Source organism: Brevibacillus sp. MS2.2, from assembly GCF_013284345.1.
GTDB lineage: Bacteria > Bacillota > Bacilli > Brevibacillales > Brevibacillaceae > Brevibacillus > Brevibacillus brevis_C.
This window is the reverse complement of sequence record NZ_JABSUZ010000027.1, coordinates 27,353-46,961: the sequence shown is the minus strand read 5'-3', so window position 1 is coordinate 46,961 and position 19,609 is coordinate 27,353. Positions and strand designations below refer to the sequence as shown.

Sequence of the window (19,609 nt, the reverse complement as noted above, 5' to 3'; positions counted from 1 at the left end):
GGATGAACTCCCCTTGGAAAACGTGTTCCCAAGGGGAATCATCACAAAGCCGTGATCTTATTTCAGAATGAACAGCTCTTGCAGGATGTCTCGGAGGATGGAGGCATTCATTGACACGTAATTTCCTCCCAACATCCTGGAGTGGATTCCGTACCCTTCGTACGTCATCAGTCGTTTCGTAGCCTGTGCCCAAGCGGTTTCATTCCACTTGACTGCGACCAGATCATCCTCGCCCGATTCCAGCTCTGATTGAATGAGATGGATCGCTGCGCTCGTTGCACCCGTATTGATCAGTTGATTGTGGTACATCACGTAGCTGACTGTTTTTCGAATGAAGCTTTGCTTGACGAATTCATTGGCAGCGTACAAATTGAAGTCTTCTTGTGTCATGTTGAACATCTCGATGTTTTCTCCAATTTCGGCAAATAACTGGGCAATGTCACTCTCGGTTTCCGCCAGAGTCCGCTCCATCACCTTGTCTTTCCAGTAGGAATCGAACAGGATGAGGTCGGTCACGACATATCCTTGGTTCTCCAGTTCTTTTGCGACTTCAAAAGCCAGATTGCCTCCTGAGGAATATCCCATGAGCGTATAGGGTCCTTGTGGATCAATCGCCACGATGGCTTCGATGTACTGCTCAAGTCGATTGTCCTCTTGAATGAAATCAAAGCTATACAAGGAAACGCCTTTAATTTCATCAGCAAGCTTCTGGTAATAGACACTTTGGGCTCCGATCGGCGTAAAGCAGAATACCTTTCTCGCCATCTCTTCATTTAAGAGAATGGCACTTCCGGAGTTGCCCTCGAAGTTCTTGTGCGTGATGAAATCCGCTACCTTCTCAATCGTTGGATGCTGGAAGATGAGGTTCAACGGCAGTTCAATCTGCATGTACTCATACACCTTTGCAACCAGCAGCGTTGCTTTCAATGAATGTCCACCCAGTTCAAAGAAATGGTCCGTAATGCCGATTGGTTCTATCCCCAGAACTTCCTGCCAAATGGAAGCCAATTGATGCTCGGTCGCCGTTCTTGGTGCCACGAACTCACGCGTGGTCGCATCTGATGGCTTTGGCTTCGGCAACGCTTTGCGATCCACTTTTCCATTGGCCGAAAGCGGCAGTTGATCCAACTGGACATAATAGCTTGGAACCATGTAAGCAGGCAGTTCCTTCGCCAGATGCCTTCTCAGCCCAGAAACGGATACCTCTGCTGCTGGGACGAGATAAGCGCAAAGATACTGTCCGGCAGTGAACTCATCCTCTTGCACAACTACCACTGCTTGATCGATGCCATCGTAAGCAAGTATGGTGCTTTCGATTTCCCCGATCTCGATTCGGTACCCTCTCACCTTCACCTGTTCGTCAGCCCGACCAATGTAATCGATCGTGCCATCTGTCCGCCATTTCACCAAGTCACCCGTTTTATACATGAGCTCTCCTGGCACAAACGGATTCGGAACGAACTTTTCTTGTGTGAGCTCTGGTTTATTCAAATAACCTCTTGCAAGTCCGGGTCCTCCGATGCATAGCTCTCCCACTACGCCGATCGGTTGCAAGTGATGTTGTGTATCTACGATGTAAACCTGAACATTGGCTAGCGGTCGCCCAATCGTGATGTCTTGCCCTACTTCGATCGAACGAGAGATGGTAGTGACGACGCTGTTTTCGGTTGGACCGTATTCATTGTTGATCTCGATCGCTGGATGTTTTTCTTTTGTTTTTTGCACTAGCTGCGGAGGTAGTTTCTCGCCCCCCAATGTTACGCAACGCAGAGGAGAGAAATCTGCAGCAGTCGAGCAATCCAGAATCGCTTGGAACAGACTCGGTACACCGTAATAATGTGTGACTCCCGCCTGGGCAATCAGCTTTTTCAGTGCTACTGGATCTTTGGCCTCTTCCTCTCTCGGCAAGACGCAAGTAGCACCTCCGAGAAGCGGAGCGAACAAGCTGGCTACAAACCCATCGAAGGCAAACGAGAATACCTGCAACGCCTTGTCTCCCGGTCCGAATCCATACTCATCTCTTCTCCACTGCAAGCAATTGACGATTCCCTGATGTGGAATCATAACACCCTTCGGCTTACCGGTCGTACCCGATGTATAGATCACATAGGCGAGATCGGTCGGTTGATTGAGAGATGCGAGATTGGAGCCATCCATCTCGGCATTATGCTCTGCGTTCAAATCAAGCCAGTCAAGTCCGCTCGACACGCGAGACAATAGTTCTGACAGATGGGATTGGCAGAGAAGCAGTGTTGCGCCGCTGTCTTCTAGCAAATACTGAATGCGTTCTTGCGGATACGCCGGGTCGATCGGAACATACGCTCCGCCTGCCTTTAAAATACCAAGGATGCCAATGATCATCTCTGGTGAACGCTCCGCCATGACTGCTACAAGACGATCAGGTCCGATTCCTTTGGTGCGCAGAACTCTTGCCAGTCTGTTGGCTCGTTCATTGAGCTCGCTGTAAGTCAGTGACTGGCCGTTAAAGTGAATAGCCTCCTGATCTGGCGTGTTCGCGACTTGCTCTTCGAATAATTGATGCAGCGTTTTGTCTTGTATATAGCTGACAGCTGTATCATTGAACTTCTCGAGAATTTGCTGCTTCTCTTCCGTCGCGAGCATGTCGATCTCACTCAAGCGGATATGTGGATTTTGCACAACGATTTGTGCAATTGCCATGAAGTGGTTGCTTAACCGTTCAATTGTTTCTCGCGTAAACAAGCTTGTGCTGTACTCCACGCCAATGCTAATCTCTTCACGGTCTTCTGTGGCAATCAGCGTCAAATCAAATTTGGAATGGTTGCCAGCCTGATCAGTCATGAAAGGAGCAAGTGTCAAGCCCCGCAGGTCGATAGAATCATCCGAGTTGTTTTGCAAAGTAAACATCGTGTCGAAGAGCGGGTTCCTGCTTAAGTCTCGCGCAATGTCGAGTTTTTCCACCAGTTCCTCAAACGGATAATCCTGATGAACGTAAGCGTCCAGTGCATTCTGCTTCACTTCCAGCAACAACTCTGTAAATGTTTTCCCAGCATGCGGTTTGTTTCTCATCGCCAATGTGTTTACAAACATACCGACGATTGGTTCCAGATCAGCATGGGATCTGCCTGTAATCGGTGTGCCGACGATGATGTCCTCTTGCCCGGAATACTTGGAAAGCAGTACGTTGTACGTCGCGAGGAGCACCATGTACAGTGTCGTTCCCGTTTCTCGAGCTAGCTGGTTCAAGCCTTCCATGAGTTGTTTACCGGTTCCGATGCTATACTGATCCCCTGCGAAATTTTGAATGCTTGGTCGGGTGAAATCCGTTTGCAGGTTTAGCACGGGAATTTCGTCTGCAAACACTTGCGCCCAGTACTCTTCTTGCTTGTTGAAGGCATCGGATTGGAAAAGCTCCTGTTGCCATACGGAGAAATCTTTGTACTGGATTCGCAGCTCTGGCAAAACGTCCCCTTGGTACAGATGAACTAAGTCAGACAGGAGAATGCCAGAGGATACACCGTCGGAAATGCTATGATGCATGTCGGTAAAGAGCACATGACGGTCTTCTCCGATATGCAGAAGACGGACGCGAATGAGCGGCGCTACACCCAGATCGAATGGTTGAACGAGTGTGGAAAGGACCTCTTGAGCCTGGTCTTCAGTGATCGTTGTATACGAAAGTTCAAAAGAAACTTCCTCGTGAATCTTCTGAACAGGTTCTCCATTTACAACGGCAAAAGACGTACGAAGACTCTCATGGCGCTGTATCAGTTGCTTGAACGCTGTCTCCAATCGTTCCGGTTCCAACTTCCCTTCGATCAGCATGGTGGAAGGCATATTGTAGCTGATGCCGACTCCCTCAAATTGATGAAGGATATACATGCGCTTTTGCGCCGATGAAACAGGATAATACTCTTGCGCAGGTGCTGGTTGAATTGAAATGACATACCCTCTTGCTGTCTCTTCGATATGTGCAGCCAACTGTTGAATCGTCGGTTTTTCGAACAAAACACGAAGCGGGATATCGACTTGATATTCGTTATGCATGCTCGAAATCACACTCATCGCACGCAGCGAGTGACCTCCAATTGCAAAGAAATCATCCAGAATCCCTACTTGCTCCATATTCAGCACTTGCTCCCATACGCGGGCCAATTGTGCTTCCAATTCCGTACGAGGTGCTACGTACTCCGTCGTTCTAAGCATAGATACATCCGGCGCCGGCAAGGAACGTCTGTCGATCTTCCCATTTGCGGTAAGCGGCAATGCTTCAAGAGATACGAAATACGATGGAATCATCGCTTGAGGCAATTCCTTTAACAATTCCTGGCGTAATTGTGCGGTGTCGATCTCGTGGTCTGCTACCATGTACGCGCATAAATACTTTTCTTGTCTGTGATCCTCTCTTGCGATGACAACTGCTTCCAAGATTCCGTCCAGCTTGCGTAGCTGTGTCTCGATTTCGCCCAGCTCGATACGGACACCTCTGATTTTCACTTGATGATCGTTACGACCCAAGAATTCCACATTGCCATCCGCGCGCCATTTCGCCAGATCACCCGTACGATACAGCAGCTCACCTGGAGCGAATGGATTCGGCACGAACTTCTCCACTGTCAGCTCAGGTCTGTTCAAATAACCGCGAGCGACCCCTGCTCCACCGATGCACAACTCACCCACGACTCCAACAGGTTGAAGATTCAATTGTTGATCCATCACATACATCTGCATATTTGGCAGCGGTTTTCCGATCGGTACCGTTCCCGAGCGAATGGATGAGACATCTGTTTCTTCGTAATAACTGGAATCGATGCACGCCTCTGTTACGCCATAACTGTTAACAATACGCATCGTCTGGCTGAATCTCGCGAGCAAGGTCTTGAAGTCTTCTGCTGGACAACTGTCTGCTCCGAGAATCAGAAGCTTCATCTGACTGATGTCGAGCTGATTTTCGTAAATGTAATGCATCAACGGCATGATCAAAGCTGGTGTCGCTTCAAAAATAGTGATTTCATAGCGCTTGATGATTTCGTACAAGGAAGCCGGGTCCATTTTGACCTCATTCGGGCAAATTACCAGTTGCCCTCCTGTGAGCAATGCTCTGGCAAAGTCGCCAGTCGATACGTCGAAAGCGAAGCTCGCCATTTGCAGCAAGCGAACCGGGAAGGTATCCAAGTGATACTCATCCTGCCATGCAAACGCGACATTCGCATAGCTCCGGTGTTCGATCACTACCCCTTTTGGCTTGCCAGTCGTACCGGACGTATAAATGATGTAAGCGGCGTGTTCCGGCGATGCCACAGGCTCCAGATTGCTCGCTTCTCCCTGATACAGCCCTTCTGCATCCAGATAGAGAGTTTCGTGAGGGAATGCAAGCTGCGTATTCAACTTTTGCAAAGTAAGGAACAGCTTCGCATCGCTATCTTCCAAAATGAAAGCTTGACGCTCCAATGGATAGTCTGGATCAATCGGAACGTAGGCGCCGCCGGCTTTCAAAATACCAAGCGTCCCTATTACCATGTGCAAGGAACGGTCTACCATGATACCGACAGTGCTCTCTGGCTTGACTCCCTTTTGGCGCAAAACACGTGCGAGCTGGTTCGCTTTTTCATTTAATTCCCGATACGTTAGCTGTTCATCCTCGAAGATGACAGCTACCTGGTTCGGTGTTTTTTCGACTTGCTCTTCGAATAGCTCCTGGAACGTTTTATTCGTTGGATAAGCGGCTTTTGTTGCATTGAAATCATGCAGCATTTGTTCTATCTCATCATTTGACAAGACACTGATCTCTGCCAGCTTGCAATCTGGATTGGCAATGATCGCTTGTAGAATATGGACGTAATGATTCGCCATGCGGTCGATCGATTCTTTGGCAAACAACTTCGTGCAATAGTTGAATTGCACGAGAAGCTCATCTTGTTGCTCCATCGCATCCAGAGCGATATCGAATTTCGCGATCTTGCCATCTACCGGGTAAGCGGACATGTTGAGTCCTGCAATTTCTAAGGCAGATGAGTCTGCAAGCCCCAGACTGAACATCGTATCGAACAGTGGATTTCGGCTTAAATCGCGCCGCACTTGCAGCTTATCTACGAGATGTTCAAACGGATAATCCTGATGTTCAAACGCATGTAGTGCATTTTGTCTCACGTCACCCAAAAACTCGCGGAAGGTCAGGTTGCCTCCTGCCACATTTTTCAAGGCAAGCGTGTTGACGAACATGCCCACGATTCGTTCCACATCTGCGTGGGATCGACCTGCAATCGGTGTGCCGACTACGATTTCTTCCTGTCCTGCGTATTTGGACAGAAGCACATTGTAGGCTGCCAAAAGCACCATGAACAGTGTTGAGCCCGTATTTGCAGCGAGTTGTCGCAACTCCGCAAGCAATTGATTTCTTGTACCGATCGCTACTGTGTCACCTTCGAAGCTTTGAACAGTAGGTCTTGGGAAATCATTTGGCAGATTGAGTAACGGGATCTCCCCTGCAAAGACATTCGTCCAATAATCCTCTTGTTTTTGGAAACGCTCAGACTGGGACAGCTTCGCTTGCCAAGCAGCAAAATCTTTATACTGGATGCGCATGTCAGGGAGCTGCTTTTCTTCGTACAAGCTAGCAAACTCCTTGGCGATAACTGCAAGCGATACTCCATCCGAGATAATGTGGTGCATATCCATAAAGAACAAATGTCGTTCTGCTCCCAGTTTGATCAAGTCAACCCGGAACAGCGGAGCTACTTCCAAATCAAACGGCTGGACCAACTCCTGAATGCGTTGCTCTACTTGGTCTTCTGTCGCCTCGGAAATACCGATGAGCAGCTTGACATCCTCATGGACTCGTTGCACAGGTTCCCCGTTTATCGAATGGAAGGATGTTCGCAAGGATTCATGGCGTTTTACCAGTGTCTGGATCGCATGTTCAAAGCGCTCGTAATCCAGATGGCCATCTATTATCAGCACATTCGGCACGTTGTAGCTGATCCCGCTTCCTTCAAACTCATGCAGGATGTACATTCTTTTTTGAGCGAACGAGACTGGGTAAAAGTCTGCTTGCTCTACTGGTTGAATGGTCTCGAACTGTTCAATCTCACTCGCGGTGATATAAGCAGCCAGTTCATGGATCGTAGGAGATTCAAACAGTGCTTTTAACGGAAGCTCTACCTGAAATGCCTTGTGCACCTGCGTGATCACATTCATGGCCTTCAGGGAATGTCCGCCCAGTTCAAAGAAATTGTCGTGAATGCCTACCGCATGAATACCCAGTACCTCTTGCCAAATTTCAGCCAGCTTCGTCTCCGTCGCGTTTTGTGGAGCGACATATGTGGAGCTTTGAACCCGATCACCAGATGGTTCAGGCAATGCTCTGCGATCGAGCTTTCCGTTTGCAGTTAAAGGCAGTTTATCCATTTGGACATAGAAGGTTGGCACCATATAGCTAGGCAATTCTTTGGAAATCGCTTCTCTCAACTCTGCTGCGTCGAGTTCCGTTTCTGGAACAAAATAAGCGCAGAGAGCTTTTTGGCCGTTCGTATCATCCATCACCGTAACGACAGCTTCTTTTACCTTTGCCAGATTGGTGAGAACAGTCTCGATTTCCCCTAGCTCGATTCGATAGCCTCTGATCTTTACCTGCTGGTCGATACGTCCCAAATACTCAATCGTTCCATCCGCCTTCCATCTCGCCAAATCCCCTGTGCGGTACATGTTTTCACCGGAAACAAACGGATTCGGAACAAACTTCTCGGCGGTCAATTCCGGCTTGTTCAAATAGCCCCTGGCTACTCCATCTCCACCTACGCACAGTTCACCCGGCACCCCAATTGGCTGCGGCTGATTGTAGCGATCCACTATATAAGCAGTGGAGTTCGTGATCGGCTTCCCAATCGGAATATTGTCTTCGAATTCCTTCTCAATCAGATAGCATGTAGAGAAAGTTGTGTTTTCTGTCGGGCCGTATCCGTTCCAAATCTCCAGAGCGGGATGGGCGCTGTTAACTTTGTTGATGTGTCTCGGCGACAGTGCTTCGCCACCGACGATTAACGCACGCATGCCCTCAAACATAGCCGGGTTGTCTTGCGAAAGCTGGTTAAACAGTGGTGAAGTTAACCACATCGTTGTAATCCGATTCTCTCGCAGGAAATTGCTTAGCTTCTCCGCATCCAACAGAACATCCTTGCTAACCAGGAACAAGCTAGCACCATGTAACAGAGCTCCGAAAATCTCAAACGTCATGGCGTCGAAGCCAATAGCGCCCGTTTGAATCATGCGGTCTTCTTCGCGTACCTGAACGTAATTCGTATGTTTCACCAATCGGATGACATTGCGATGCTCGACCATGACTCCTTTTGGTTTGCCTGTTGAACCCGATGTGTACATCACATAGGCCAAGTCCTTGGCGTCATTGAGGTTGGCGAGGTTGCTTGCATCTTCTTGCTCCAGACTCTCGTCATCCAACACGATTGGAATGAGCCCCTCTTCGACGAGATGCAGCAGATGTCTTTGAACAAGGACAACCTTCACGCCACCATCTTCGAGCATGTAAGAAATGCGCTCGGATGGATGCTCTGGATCAATCCCCAGGTAGGCTCCTCCCGCTTTGATGATCCCCATAATACCTGTGATCATCTCGAGAGAACGATCTGCCAACATACCTACAACGCTGTCTTTTCCTATTTCCAATCGGCGAAGAGCACTTGCGATCTGATTCGCTTTTTGGTTCAGCTCCCGATACGTCAGCATCTGTTCGTTCATCACAACTGCTGTATGCTCGGGCGTTCTTTCCACTTGCTCCTCGAACAGCTCCTGAATCGTGCTTTCGCGTGGATACACGGCAAACGTGTTGTTGAATGCAACTGTTACAAGGTGTTTTTCTTCCTCACCGAGCAAGTTGATTTCACGCAACGCCGCTGTTTGGTCTGCAATGACTCCTCGCAGCACCTGGAGGAAATGACCAGCCATTCTTTCAACCGTGTCTCTTTGGAACAATTTCGTGGAGTACACGAGACCAAAATGAATTCCTGTCTCATCTTCATGCGCTTCCAGTGTGAGATCGAACTTGGCGTTGCCTTGCTGCCCTTCTCCGGAGTAGGCTTCAAATTTCAGTCCATCCAGCTCATAGGCTTTTTTGTCCAGGTTTTGCAAAATAAACATGGTGTCAAACAGCGGGTTTCTGCTGAGATCCCTCTGGATTTCCAGTTTTTCGACAAGTGCTTCAAACGGATAATCCTGATGGGCATATGCTTGCAGCGTATTCTGCTTGACATCTTCCAAAAATGCCTGGAACGATTTCGTTCCGTCAGGGTGGTTTCGCAAAGCCAATGTATTGACAAACATCCCCAAAACTTTTTCTACATCCGCATGAGATCTGCCAGCAATCGGCGTTCCTACTACGATGTCTTCCTGGCCGCTGTATTTGGAAAGAAGCACATTGTAAGCCGCCAGCAAGACCATAAACAGCGTAGTTTGGTTCTCATGGGCGAGCTTGTATAAATCGTCCATCAACGTTTTGTCTGTTTGGAACGTAATGCAATCTCCCTCAAAGCTTTGAACCAGCGGTCGTGAATAATCGGCGGGCAGATTCAGTACCGGAATGTCACCCGCGAAGGACTTCAACCAGTAGTTCTCGTGCTTTGCATAGATGTCTGTTTGGAACAGATCCGTCTGCCAGACAGCAAAATCTTTGTATTGAACAGCCAGCTCTGGCAAATATTCGTTTCGATACAGCTTCGAGAATTCTTCCATGATGATTCCGACAGAGACACCATCCGAAATGATATGATGCATATCCATCAGGAAGAGATGTCGCTTCTCTCCCAATTTGAAGAGTCCAACCCTCAACAATGGAGCCTTCTCCAGATCAAATGCTTGCACAAATGATTCGATGGTTTGCTCGACTTGGTCTTCCGTCAAATCCTCATAGCGCACATCCAGTTCGACTGCCTCATGTACACGCTGAACAGGCTCGCCATTCACTGTGTGGAAGGATGTCCGCAACGATTCGTGTCGCTTGATCAGCCCTTGTATCGCGGTTTCAAAGCGTGCATGATCCAGATCGCCTTCGATGTACATCACGCTTGGCATGTTATAGACTGTGCCGGTGCCTTCAAACTGGCGCAGGACAAACATCCTTTTTTGTGCAGAGGAAACGGGATAATACGCTTGCAATGGTACAGGCTGGATCGGTACATGTGTGTCTTTTCCGCTTGTCTCGATATACTGTGCCAATGCCTGGATGGTAGGTGTCGCAAAGAGTACTCTGAGTGGAAGCTCAACTTGATACTCTCGATGGATTTGTGCGGCCAGCGACATAGCTTTCAAGGAATGCCCACCTAGCTGGAAGAAGTTGTCGAGAACACCGATGTCGTTCACCCCAAGCACACGTTCCCAAATCTCTACCAACCTGCTTTCCACAGGACTTGCTGGCGCCACATATTCTGCTCCCGTTACAGGTCTGCCTTCTGGTTTCGGCAACGCTTTTCTGTCGATCTTTCCATTCGGCGTAAGCGGGAGAAAATCGAGCTGGACCAAGTACGCAGGAATCATGTAAGACGGCAGGCTATGCGACAAATACGACCACAGATTCGAGGCTTCAATCTTTTCTTCCGCCGTGTAATAAGCAGCAAGCGACGATTGGCCCTGTTGGTCCTCATGGACAATCACAACAGCCGAAGTCAGCTTTTCAAAGGAGAGCATAACTGACTCAATCTCGCCGATTTCAATCCGATATCCCCTTACTTTTACCTGTTCATCCAAGCGACCAACAAATTCAATCGTTCCGTCTGGGAGCCACTTTCCTAGATCGCCCGTCTTGTACATGCGCTCGCCTTCCAAAAAGGGATGGGAAACAAACTTCTCTGCTGTGAGTTCCGGCTTGTTCCAATATCCACGTGCCAAACCATGGCCACCGATACAAATTTCCCCGACGACGCCGACTGGCTGTAGCTGATGGTATTTGTCCACGATATAGACGCTGGTGTTGGCAATGGGACGTCCGATCGTTATCGCGGAATCCAGTTGCGAAATTCGCTGCCAAGTGGCAATGACACTGCTTTCTGTCGGACCGTATTCATTGACGATGACCAATTGCGGATACTGCTGATTGCTCTTCTCAACGAGCTGAGCAGATACTTTTTCGCCCCCAAGTGTGATGGTTTGCAGGGAACTGATATCCGCAGCAGAACCGCATTCCAATATCGCCTGGAACAAACTTGGCACGCATGTCATTTGGGTGCATCTCGCAGCTGCAATGAGGTTTCTGAGAGATACAGGGTCTTTGGCTTCTTCATCCTCCGCCATGACGACGGTTGAACCGGAAAGGATCGGTGTAAAGAAGGAAAGAACGAAGGCATCAAACGCAAAGGATAGAGGCACCAGACTTCTATCATGGACGCTAAACTGATACTCCTCTTTCTTCCACAACACGCTGTTGACAATGCCTCGATGCTCGATCATTACTCCTTTTGGCTTGCCTGTTGTCCCCGATGTGTAGATGACATAAGCCAGATCGGAAGCGGTTTGAATCGGCTCGAGATTCGAACGGCTGGGAGAATAGTTCTTCTCCTCCTCCAGATACAGGCATTCCACACTCATATTAGAAGCCAGCTTTGCTCCAAGATGTTTTTGGGTAAGCAACAGTCGGGCTTCGCAATCCTCCAACATGTAGGACACACGATCTTCCGGATATTCAGAATCGATAGGTACATAGGCTCCCCCTGCTTTCAAAATGGCCATGATTCCCACAACCATTTCCACAGAACGGTTTGCCATGATTCCTACGAATTGGTTAGCCTTTACTCCCCGTTCGCGCAAGGTAACGGCAAGCTGGTTTGCTCGCTCATTCAGTTCGTGATAGGACATCTGCTTATCGCCGATCTCAATCGCAGCAACCTGTGGTGTTTTTTCCACTTGCTCCTCAAATAGCTCATGTAGTGTCTTGTTCTGCGGATATTCCTTATGCGTATCGTTGAATTCTACTAACAAGCGATGCTTTTCTTCATCGGATAGCATCGTGATTTCGGACAACGTAATGGCTTGTTGCTCAATTACGGCATGAAGGATTCGGATGAAATGTGCCGCTATTTTTTCAATCGTCTCTCTTGTAAACAATTTGGTGCAGTAATCAAGGCTAAAGATGATCTCCTCATCTTCTTCGTACGCTTCTAATGACAGATCAAACTTGGCCTGATTCACGTCTGCCATATAGGGTGTAAACGTCAGTTGCTCCATTTCGAACGGCTTCTGATCCATATTTTGCAAGATAAATACGGTGTCAAATAAAGGATTACGGCTCAGATCCCGTTGGATGTTCAGCTTATCGATCAGCTCATCCAGTGGATAATCCTGATTCTCAAAGGCTTTCAGCGTATTGTTTTTCACTTCTGCCAAAAAGCTAAGGAAGGTCTTAGCCCCCACAGGCTCGTTTCGCAATGCCAGTGTATTGACAAACATACCGATGATCGAATCCGTCTCTGCATGGGACCTGCCTGCTGTAGGCGCACCAACAATAATGTCCTCTTGTCCAGAGTATTTGGAGAGAAGTACATTGTAGGCAGCCAGCAAAACCATGTAGAGCGTAGCTCCTGTACCATGGGCAAGACGATTCAATTCTTTTTTCAAAAGGGCACCGGAGTTGAAAACAAATCGCTCACCCTCGAAGCTTTTCACAGAAGGTCTCGGATAATCCGTTGCAAGATTCAATACAGGAATTTCACCTGTAAAGGCATCGATCCAATAGGCTTCCTGAGCAGCAAACTCTTCCGTCTCGACCCATTGCTTCTGCCAATGCGCAAAGTCCTTGTACTGAATGCCTAGTTCTGGCAGCTCTTCCCCGTGATAAAGCTGGGCAAGCTCTTGAACAAGAATGCCAATCGATACTCCATCCACCACAATATGGTGGAAATCCAGCATGAAAAGATGGCGTTCCGGAGCCAGTTTGACCAGTCCAGCGCGAATCAGTGGAGCTTTTTCCAAATCGAACGGTTGAATAAATTGCTCGACGATTTGTTTGAGCTCTCCCTCTGTTGATTCCATCAGCGAGATCTCCAGCTCGACATCTTCATGTACGCGCTGAACAGTCTCTCCTTTCATGGAGTGGAACGAGGTACGCAGAGATTCATGGCGTCTCACCAGACTCTTGAGCGCCTGCTGCAAACGCTCTGTATCCAGCTTGCCATCGATGTACAGGATGCCCGGCATGTTGTAGCTAATGTCTGCACCTTCCATTTGTCGGAGAATAAACATTCTCTTTTGGGCAGAAGACACCGAATAATACTCCTGCTTCTGAACAGGCTCAATGGTTGTATACTTGCCTTTGCCAGCAGCAGTAGCGATGTATGCCGACAAGTCAGCGATCGTAGGTGATTCAAACAGTGTTTTCAACGGTACATCTACTTGAAGGGTGCGATGGATCAAAGAAATGACGTTCATCGCCTTCAAGGAGTGTCCGCCCAACTCAAAGAAATGATCGTAGACCCCGATTTGGTTCACACCAAGTACACTTTGCCAAATTTCTGCCAGTGTGGCTTCCACTTCATTGCGCGGCGCTACATACACTGTCTCAGATGAGGATGCTCCCTCAGGTTGTGGCAATGCTTTGCGATCTATCTTGCCATTTGCCGTGAGCGGCAGCTTCTCCAAATAAACAAAATAAGAAGGAACCATATAAGCTGGCAAATGGGACGCCATGTAAGCTCTCAGGTCGGCTGTCTTGATTTCCTGATCGGAAACAATATAGGCGTACAAGTTGTTTTGCCCTTTTTCATCTGGACGAGCAAGAACGATGGCCGTTTTAATCCATTCATGCTGCAAAAGCCTTGCTTCGATCTCACCCAGTTCGATCCGGTGGCCTCTGATTTTGACCTGATGATCGATGCGTCCGAGATATTCCACGTTGCCGCAGGCTAGGTATCTTACCATGTCTCCAGTACGGTACATCCTGCTGCCCGGTTCAAACGGATTCTCAATGAAGCTGGCTGTTGTCAGTTCTTCACGATTCCAGTAGCCGCGGGCCAAACCATCGCCAGCGATGCACAGCTCTCCTGCAACCCCTACAGGCTGGAGCTGATTGATCGCATTTACGACGTACAAACGGACGTTATCAATCGGTCTGCCAATGGGAATCACGCCATACTCCGGCATACGAGGGCAAATCCAGTATGTCGCATCAATCGTGCTTTCTGTAGGGCCATAGAGGTTAATCAACTGTGCCGTTTGATTCTGGTAAAAACGCGAAACAAGTGCAGGTGTCAATGCTTCTCCACCGCAGAAAACGCGTTGCAAGCTCGTGCAAGAGCTCCATCCTGGTTCGGTCATGATCAGGTCCAGCAAGGAAGGAACCATCTGTAAAGTCGTGATCTTCTCTTCTTTGATCATGCGAGTCATGTACTCGATGTCGCGATGTCCGTCTGGCTTTGCCAGTACCAGGCGCCCCCCCGTGATCAGTGGCAAATAGAATTCCCATACGGAAGCATCGAAGGAAAACGGCGTTTTTTGCAAGACAGCATCCTCTGTAGTCAGTGGGAAGGCATTCTTCATCCAGAGCATGTGATTGCAAATCGCTTGATGCGCGATCATAACCCCTTTGGGATTTCCGGTCGATCCAGATGTATAGATGACATAGGCCAGGTCATCCCTGCAAGCGACATTGTCCAGATTGGTGTCGTCACCTGCATAAATTGCTTCATCGTCTACGTCGATGATTTCTCCTGCATACTCTACTGTCTCTTTCAAATGACGCTGTGTCAGTAGAATCGGAGCTTTGCTGTCGCTGAGCATGTATTGGATTCTTTCTGGCGGGTAAGTAGGATCAATTGGCGTGTACGCACCACCCGCTTTTAACACGGCCAACATGCTCACGACCATCCCGATGGAACGGTCTACCATAATCCCGATCAACGTATCTGGTTGCGTTCCTTTGCTCCGCAGCAAACGAGCTACTTGATTGGCCCTGGCGTTCAACTGGCGATAGGTCAAGGTGTATCCGTCATAGGCTAAAGCTACTTGATCTGGCGTAAGCGCTACTTGCTCTTCAAATAATTGATGCAAAACCTGATCAGCGGAACGTTCGACAAAAGTATCATTGGCGTTCAGGATGAGAGCACGTTTTTCTGCTTCTGTCATCATGTCGATTTCTGCTAGCTTGGCATTCGGTTGTGCACCTATGGCAAGCAGGATTTCCAGATAATGATGGGCCATTCTTTGGATGGTTTCCTTCTTGAATAGCTTCGTTCCAAATGCGAATTGGAATTGAATGTCGGACTTCGATTCACTCGCATTCAAAGCAAGATCGAACTTTGAAATTTTGTTAAATAATTCATACGGAGCTGCTGTGAGCTGCTCGATTGCCAGCGACTGCTGATTCGCATTTTCCAAAGAAAACATGGTGTCAAACAAAGGATTTCGGCTAATGTCACGTTGAATCGCCAGCTTTTCCACCAGCTCTTCAAATGGATAATCCTGATTGTCAAAGGCCGCCAGCGCGTTTTGTTTCACTTCTTGCAAGAATTGGGTAAAGGTTTTGTCGCTCGCAGGATGATTTCTCATCGCCAACGTATTCACGAAGATCCCCATGATGTTTTCCACATCGGCATGAGAACGACCAGCGACAGGCGTACCCACAATGATATCCTCTTGGCCGGAATACTTGGACAGAAGTACATGGTAAGCCGCGAGCAAGACCATATACAGAGTGGTACCCGTATCTGCTGCTACCTTGCGCAAACGCTCGGTCAATTCTTTTCCAGTGTCAAAAAGGACAAGATCCCCTTCAAAGCTTTGAATGGTTGGACGCGGATAATCAGTCGGCAGATTGAGTAAAGGAATTTCATCAGCAAACGTATTTAACCAGTGAAGCTCCTGTTTCTTGTACACGTCCGTCTGGAACAGCTCATTTTGCCAGACAGCGAAATCCTTGTATTGGAGAGAAAGAGGCTGCAATGCTTCCCCTTGGTACAACTTGGCAAATTCACTCAGCAAAATTTGGGACGAAACACCGTCCGAGATGATATGGTGCATGTCTAGCAGGAACAAATGGCGGTCTTTGCCCAACTTGACCAAGCCTGTTCGAATCAAGGGAGCGATTCCGAGATCAAATGGACGGACAAAATCGCGCATGATTTGCTCTGCCTTGTCTTCCGTAGACTTCAGCATCAGGATTGGTACTTCTACCTCATCATGCACTTTCTGTACTGGCTCACCATCGATTCGGTGGAAGGAGGTGCGCAAGGCTTCGTGGCGCTCCGCCAGACGTTGGACCGTGCTAGCAAAACGATTGTAATCCAGCTTTCCATCCAGCAACATTGCTCCCGAAATGTTATAGCTGATGCCACTTCCTTCAAATTGCTGAAGGATGTACATTCTTTTTTGAGCAGAAGATACGGGATAAAATTCTTTTACCTCAACCGGTTGGATGGCTGTGTACTTGCTTTTCCCCGATTTCGAGATAAAAGCAGCGAGCTGGGATACGGTCGGATTCTCGAACAATGCCTTTACTGGTAAATCCACTTCCAACGCTTTAGATACTTGAAAAATAACTGTCATAGCCTTCAGTGAATGTCCACCCAAATCAAAGAAATGATCGTGAACGCCTACACGGCTAACCCCCAAGGCCTGCTGCCAAATCTCAGCCAGTTTGGTTTCCGTTTCATTCTGAGGAGCGACGTACGCTGTTCCCGTTACAACTGCACCGTCAGGCTTCGGCAATTTCTTCCGCTCTACTTTTCCATTGGCTGTCAGCGGAATTTCCTCCAAACGGACAAAGAAGGACGGGATCATGTAGGAAGGAAGTGTACTTCCCAAATGCTCTCTCAATTCCGATACAGTCAACTCCTGCTCGGAAACAATGTAGGCATAGAGCACATTTTGGCCACTGTCATCCTTTTCAGCGATGACTACGGCTTCCTTGATCCATTCATGCTGCGTCAAACGCGCCTCAATTTCGCCCATCTCAATCCGATGCCCGCGGATTTTGACTTGATGGTCGATTCTTCCCAAGTATTCCATATTGCCGTCAGGCAGCCACTTCGCCAGGTCGCCTGTTCGATACATTTTGGTCCCCGGACGGAACGGATTATCGATGAACTTTTCCTCTGTCAGCTCCGGTCTGTTGAAGTAGCCCTTGGCGACTCCATCTCCAGCTATGTACATTTCGCCGATGGAGCCAACAGGTATCGGCTGCATAGAAGAATCAAGCAGGTAGAGTTGAACGTTGTCTGCCGGGACGCCGATTGGTACCGATTCCTGGATGGTTTTTTTAGGGTCATACAAATAAATCATGCAGCCCACAACCGTCTCGGTAGGTCCATACTCATTGAAAATCTTGACATTCTGTCCAAAGTTCTCATAGATTCTCTTCGCCAATTGGGTCGGCAAGTTCTCACCACCGACAATAAACCGTCGGATGCTGCTGTTTGTTCCATCTATTTCTTCAATCAGCTTCAAATGTGTTGGCGTCAGCTTGATGATGCCCACTTGATTATCTTGGATGATGTCTAAAATAACCTGTACTTTATCTGTTCCTCTGTAGACATAGATCGTATTGCCTGACAGAAGCGGCGTGAAGATCGAGGTGACAGTCAAATCAAACGAAATGGAAGAGTATAGCGGGAAGTCTACAGCTTCCCCTTGGACATACTCCTTGTTTGCCCACCAAATGTAATTGACTAGACCTCGGTGGGTAATCATCGCGCCTTTTGGATTCCCCGTAGACCCGGAAGTATAGATCATGTAAGCCAAATCGTCCGGTGTGCATGCTGTGTCAAGATCTGTACTGTCGCCTTCAAACAAGGAAGGATTGTCTAGGTAGAGGATGTCTCCTTCAAACTCGACTTTTTCCTGAAGATAAGACTGTGTCAAGAGAATCGTCGTCTGACTGTCATCCAGTAAATACTGAATTCTCTCTATCGGATACTCGGGATCAATCGGCAAATAGGCGCCACCTGCTTTTAGAACGGCCAAAATAGCCACGATCAGCTCGAGTGAATGCTCCGCCATAATGGAGACGATACTGCCTTGGGTAATGCCTTTCCCACGCAGAGCTCTGGCCAACTGGTTGGAACGCTCCTGAAGCTCCTGGTAAGTAAGGCGATCTTCCCCGCAAACAACCGCAACTTTCGAAGGCGTCTGTCTTGCTTGCTCCGCGATCAGCTCGAAAATCATTTTGTCGCGTGGATAATCGGCGGTCGTGTCGTTATAAGCTACCAGCAATTGCTGTTTTTCCTCATCCGTGATGATTCCGATATCTTCCAGCAGTACATTCGGATTGTGAATGACCTGTTCAATGATCGTTTTCAAATGCCCTTCTACTCGGTTCATGAATGACTCTTCATACACCGATGCATTATAGCTCAACTTCACATACATCTCATTCGAAGGTGCGACCGCTACTACAACGTTAAAATCATAGGAGGTCTGTTCTTCCCCATTTTCCACGTTGAATTGAAAGCCTAAGGAATCCTCCAGATCATTCAAAGTATTATCCGGGTAGTTTTCATACGTCACCAAATGATCGATTAACTCCTGTTTCAGTACCGTCTTGCTCTGAATTTCGTACAGCGGAGCGAAATCATAAGAAGCAGAAGCCAAGGCTTGCTCCTGAACTGTTTTTAACAGCCCACTGAAGGTTTGTTTAGGGTTTGTTTTCACGCGGGTTGGGATCGTGTTAATGAACAATCCAACCATGCTCTCAATCCCTTGAATCCCTGGCGGTCGACCTGACACAACAGAACCGAATACCACATCGTCCGAATTTTTGTACTTGCTCGCCAAAATACCCCAAAGAGATTGGAACACACTGCTCATCGTAGCCTGATTCTGATTGGCAATCTGCATCAGTTGCTGAGTCTTCTCAGGTGCGACGGTGAAAAGATTCTCCACATGTACATAATGGCTATTTTCCGCTACATTTTTCTTTTTAGGGAAATCAGCCTGCTGGTCATAGCCTTCCAGGTAGTTCTGCCAGTAAGTAAGTGCTTCTTCTTTGTTTTGCTTATCCAGCCATTTGATATAGTCGCTGTATGGTTTGGTCGCTTCCCGCAAAACAGCCTCGCCCTTGCGAATGGCGGCGTAGTACGAGAGCAGCTTATGAAGCAATACGCCCAAAGTCCAACCGTCGACGATGATATGATGGAAAGCCCAAACGAACTGATACTGGTTCTCCCCCGTTTGGAAAATGGCTGCTTTCATCAAGACGTCTTTCGTCAGCTCAAATGTATGATGCTGGCTGGTATACGCTTTTATGTAATCGTTCTGATTATCTATAGGTAAATGCGCAATGTTTTCGAAATGAACGGTAACTTTTCTTTCTTTAAAAACAACCTGTCGAGGCCGCTGCAGGTTTTGATAAACAAACACAGTGCGCAAAACCTCATAGTTCTCTACGAGCTTGTTCATGCTCTCTTCAAAAATAGGCAGGTGAAAATCACCTTGAAGCTTTGCGGACATCTGGAGGCAGTAGGCGCTGCTGTCTGTATCTTTGACAGCATGAAACAACATACCCTCTTGCAATGGGGTTAACGGATAAATTTTCGCAATATTTTCCTGCTTATTCATTCTGCACCTCAACTCTGTGATTTATCGATTTAAAGAGGGTTCCTCCAATAAAAGCGAATGTCCCAGCTTTTATTGGAGGAATAGC

Annotated in this window: 1 protein-coding gene; it reads right to left on the bottom strand. The window is 48.0% G+C overall.

Features of this window, described 5'->3' with window-relative positions; all coding sequences use genetic code 11:
* Positions 1-57: 57 nt before the first annotated feature.
* On the bottom strand, positions 58-19,524 hold the full coding sequence (gene tycC / locus HP568_RS21205; RefSeq protein WP_173630149.1) for a tyrocidine non-ribosomal peptide synthetase TycC: 19,467 nt from the start codon (positions 19,522-19,524) through the stop codon (positions 58-60).
* Positions 19,525-19,609: the final 85 nt, after the last annotated feature.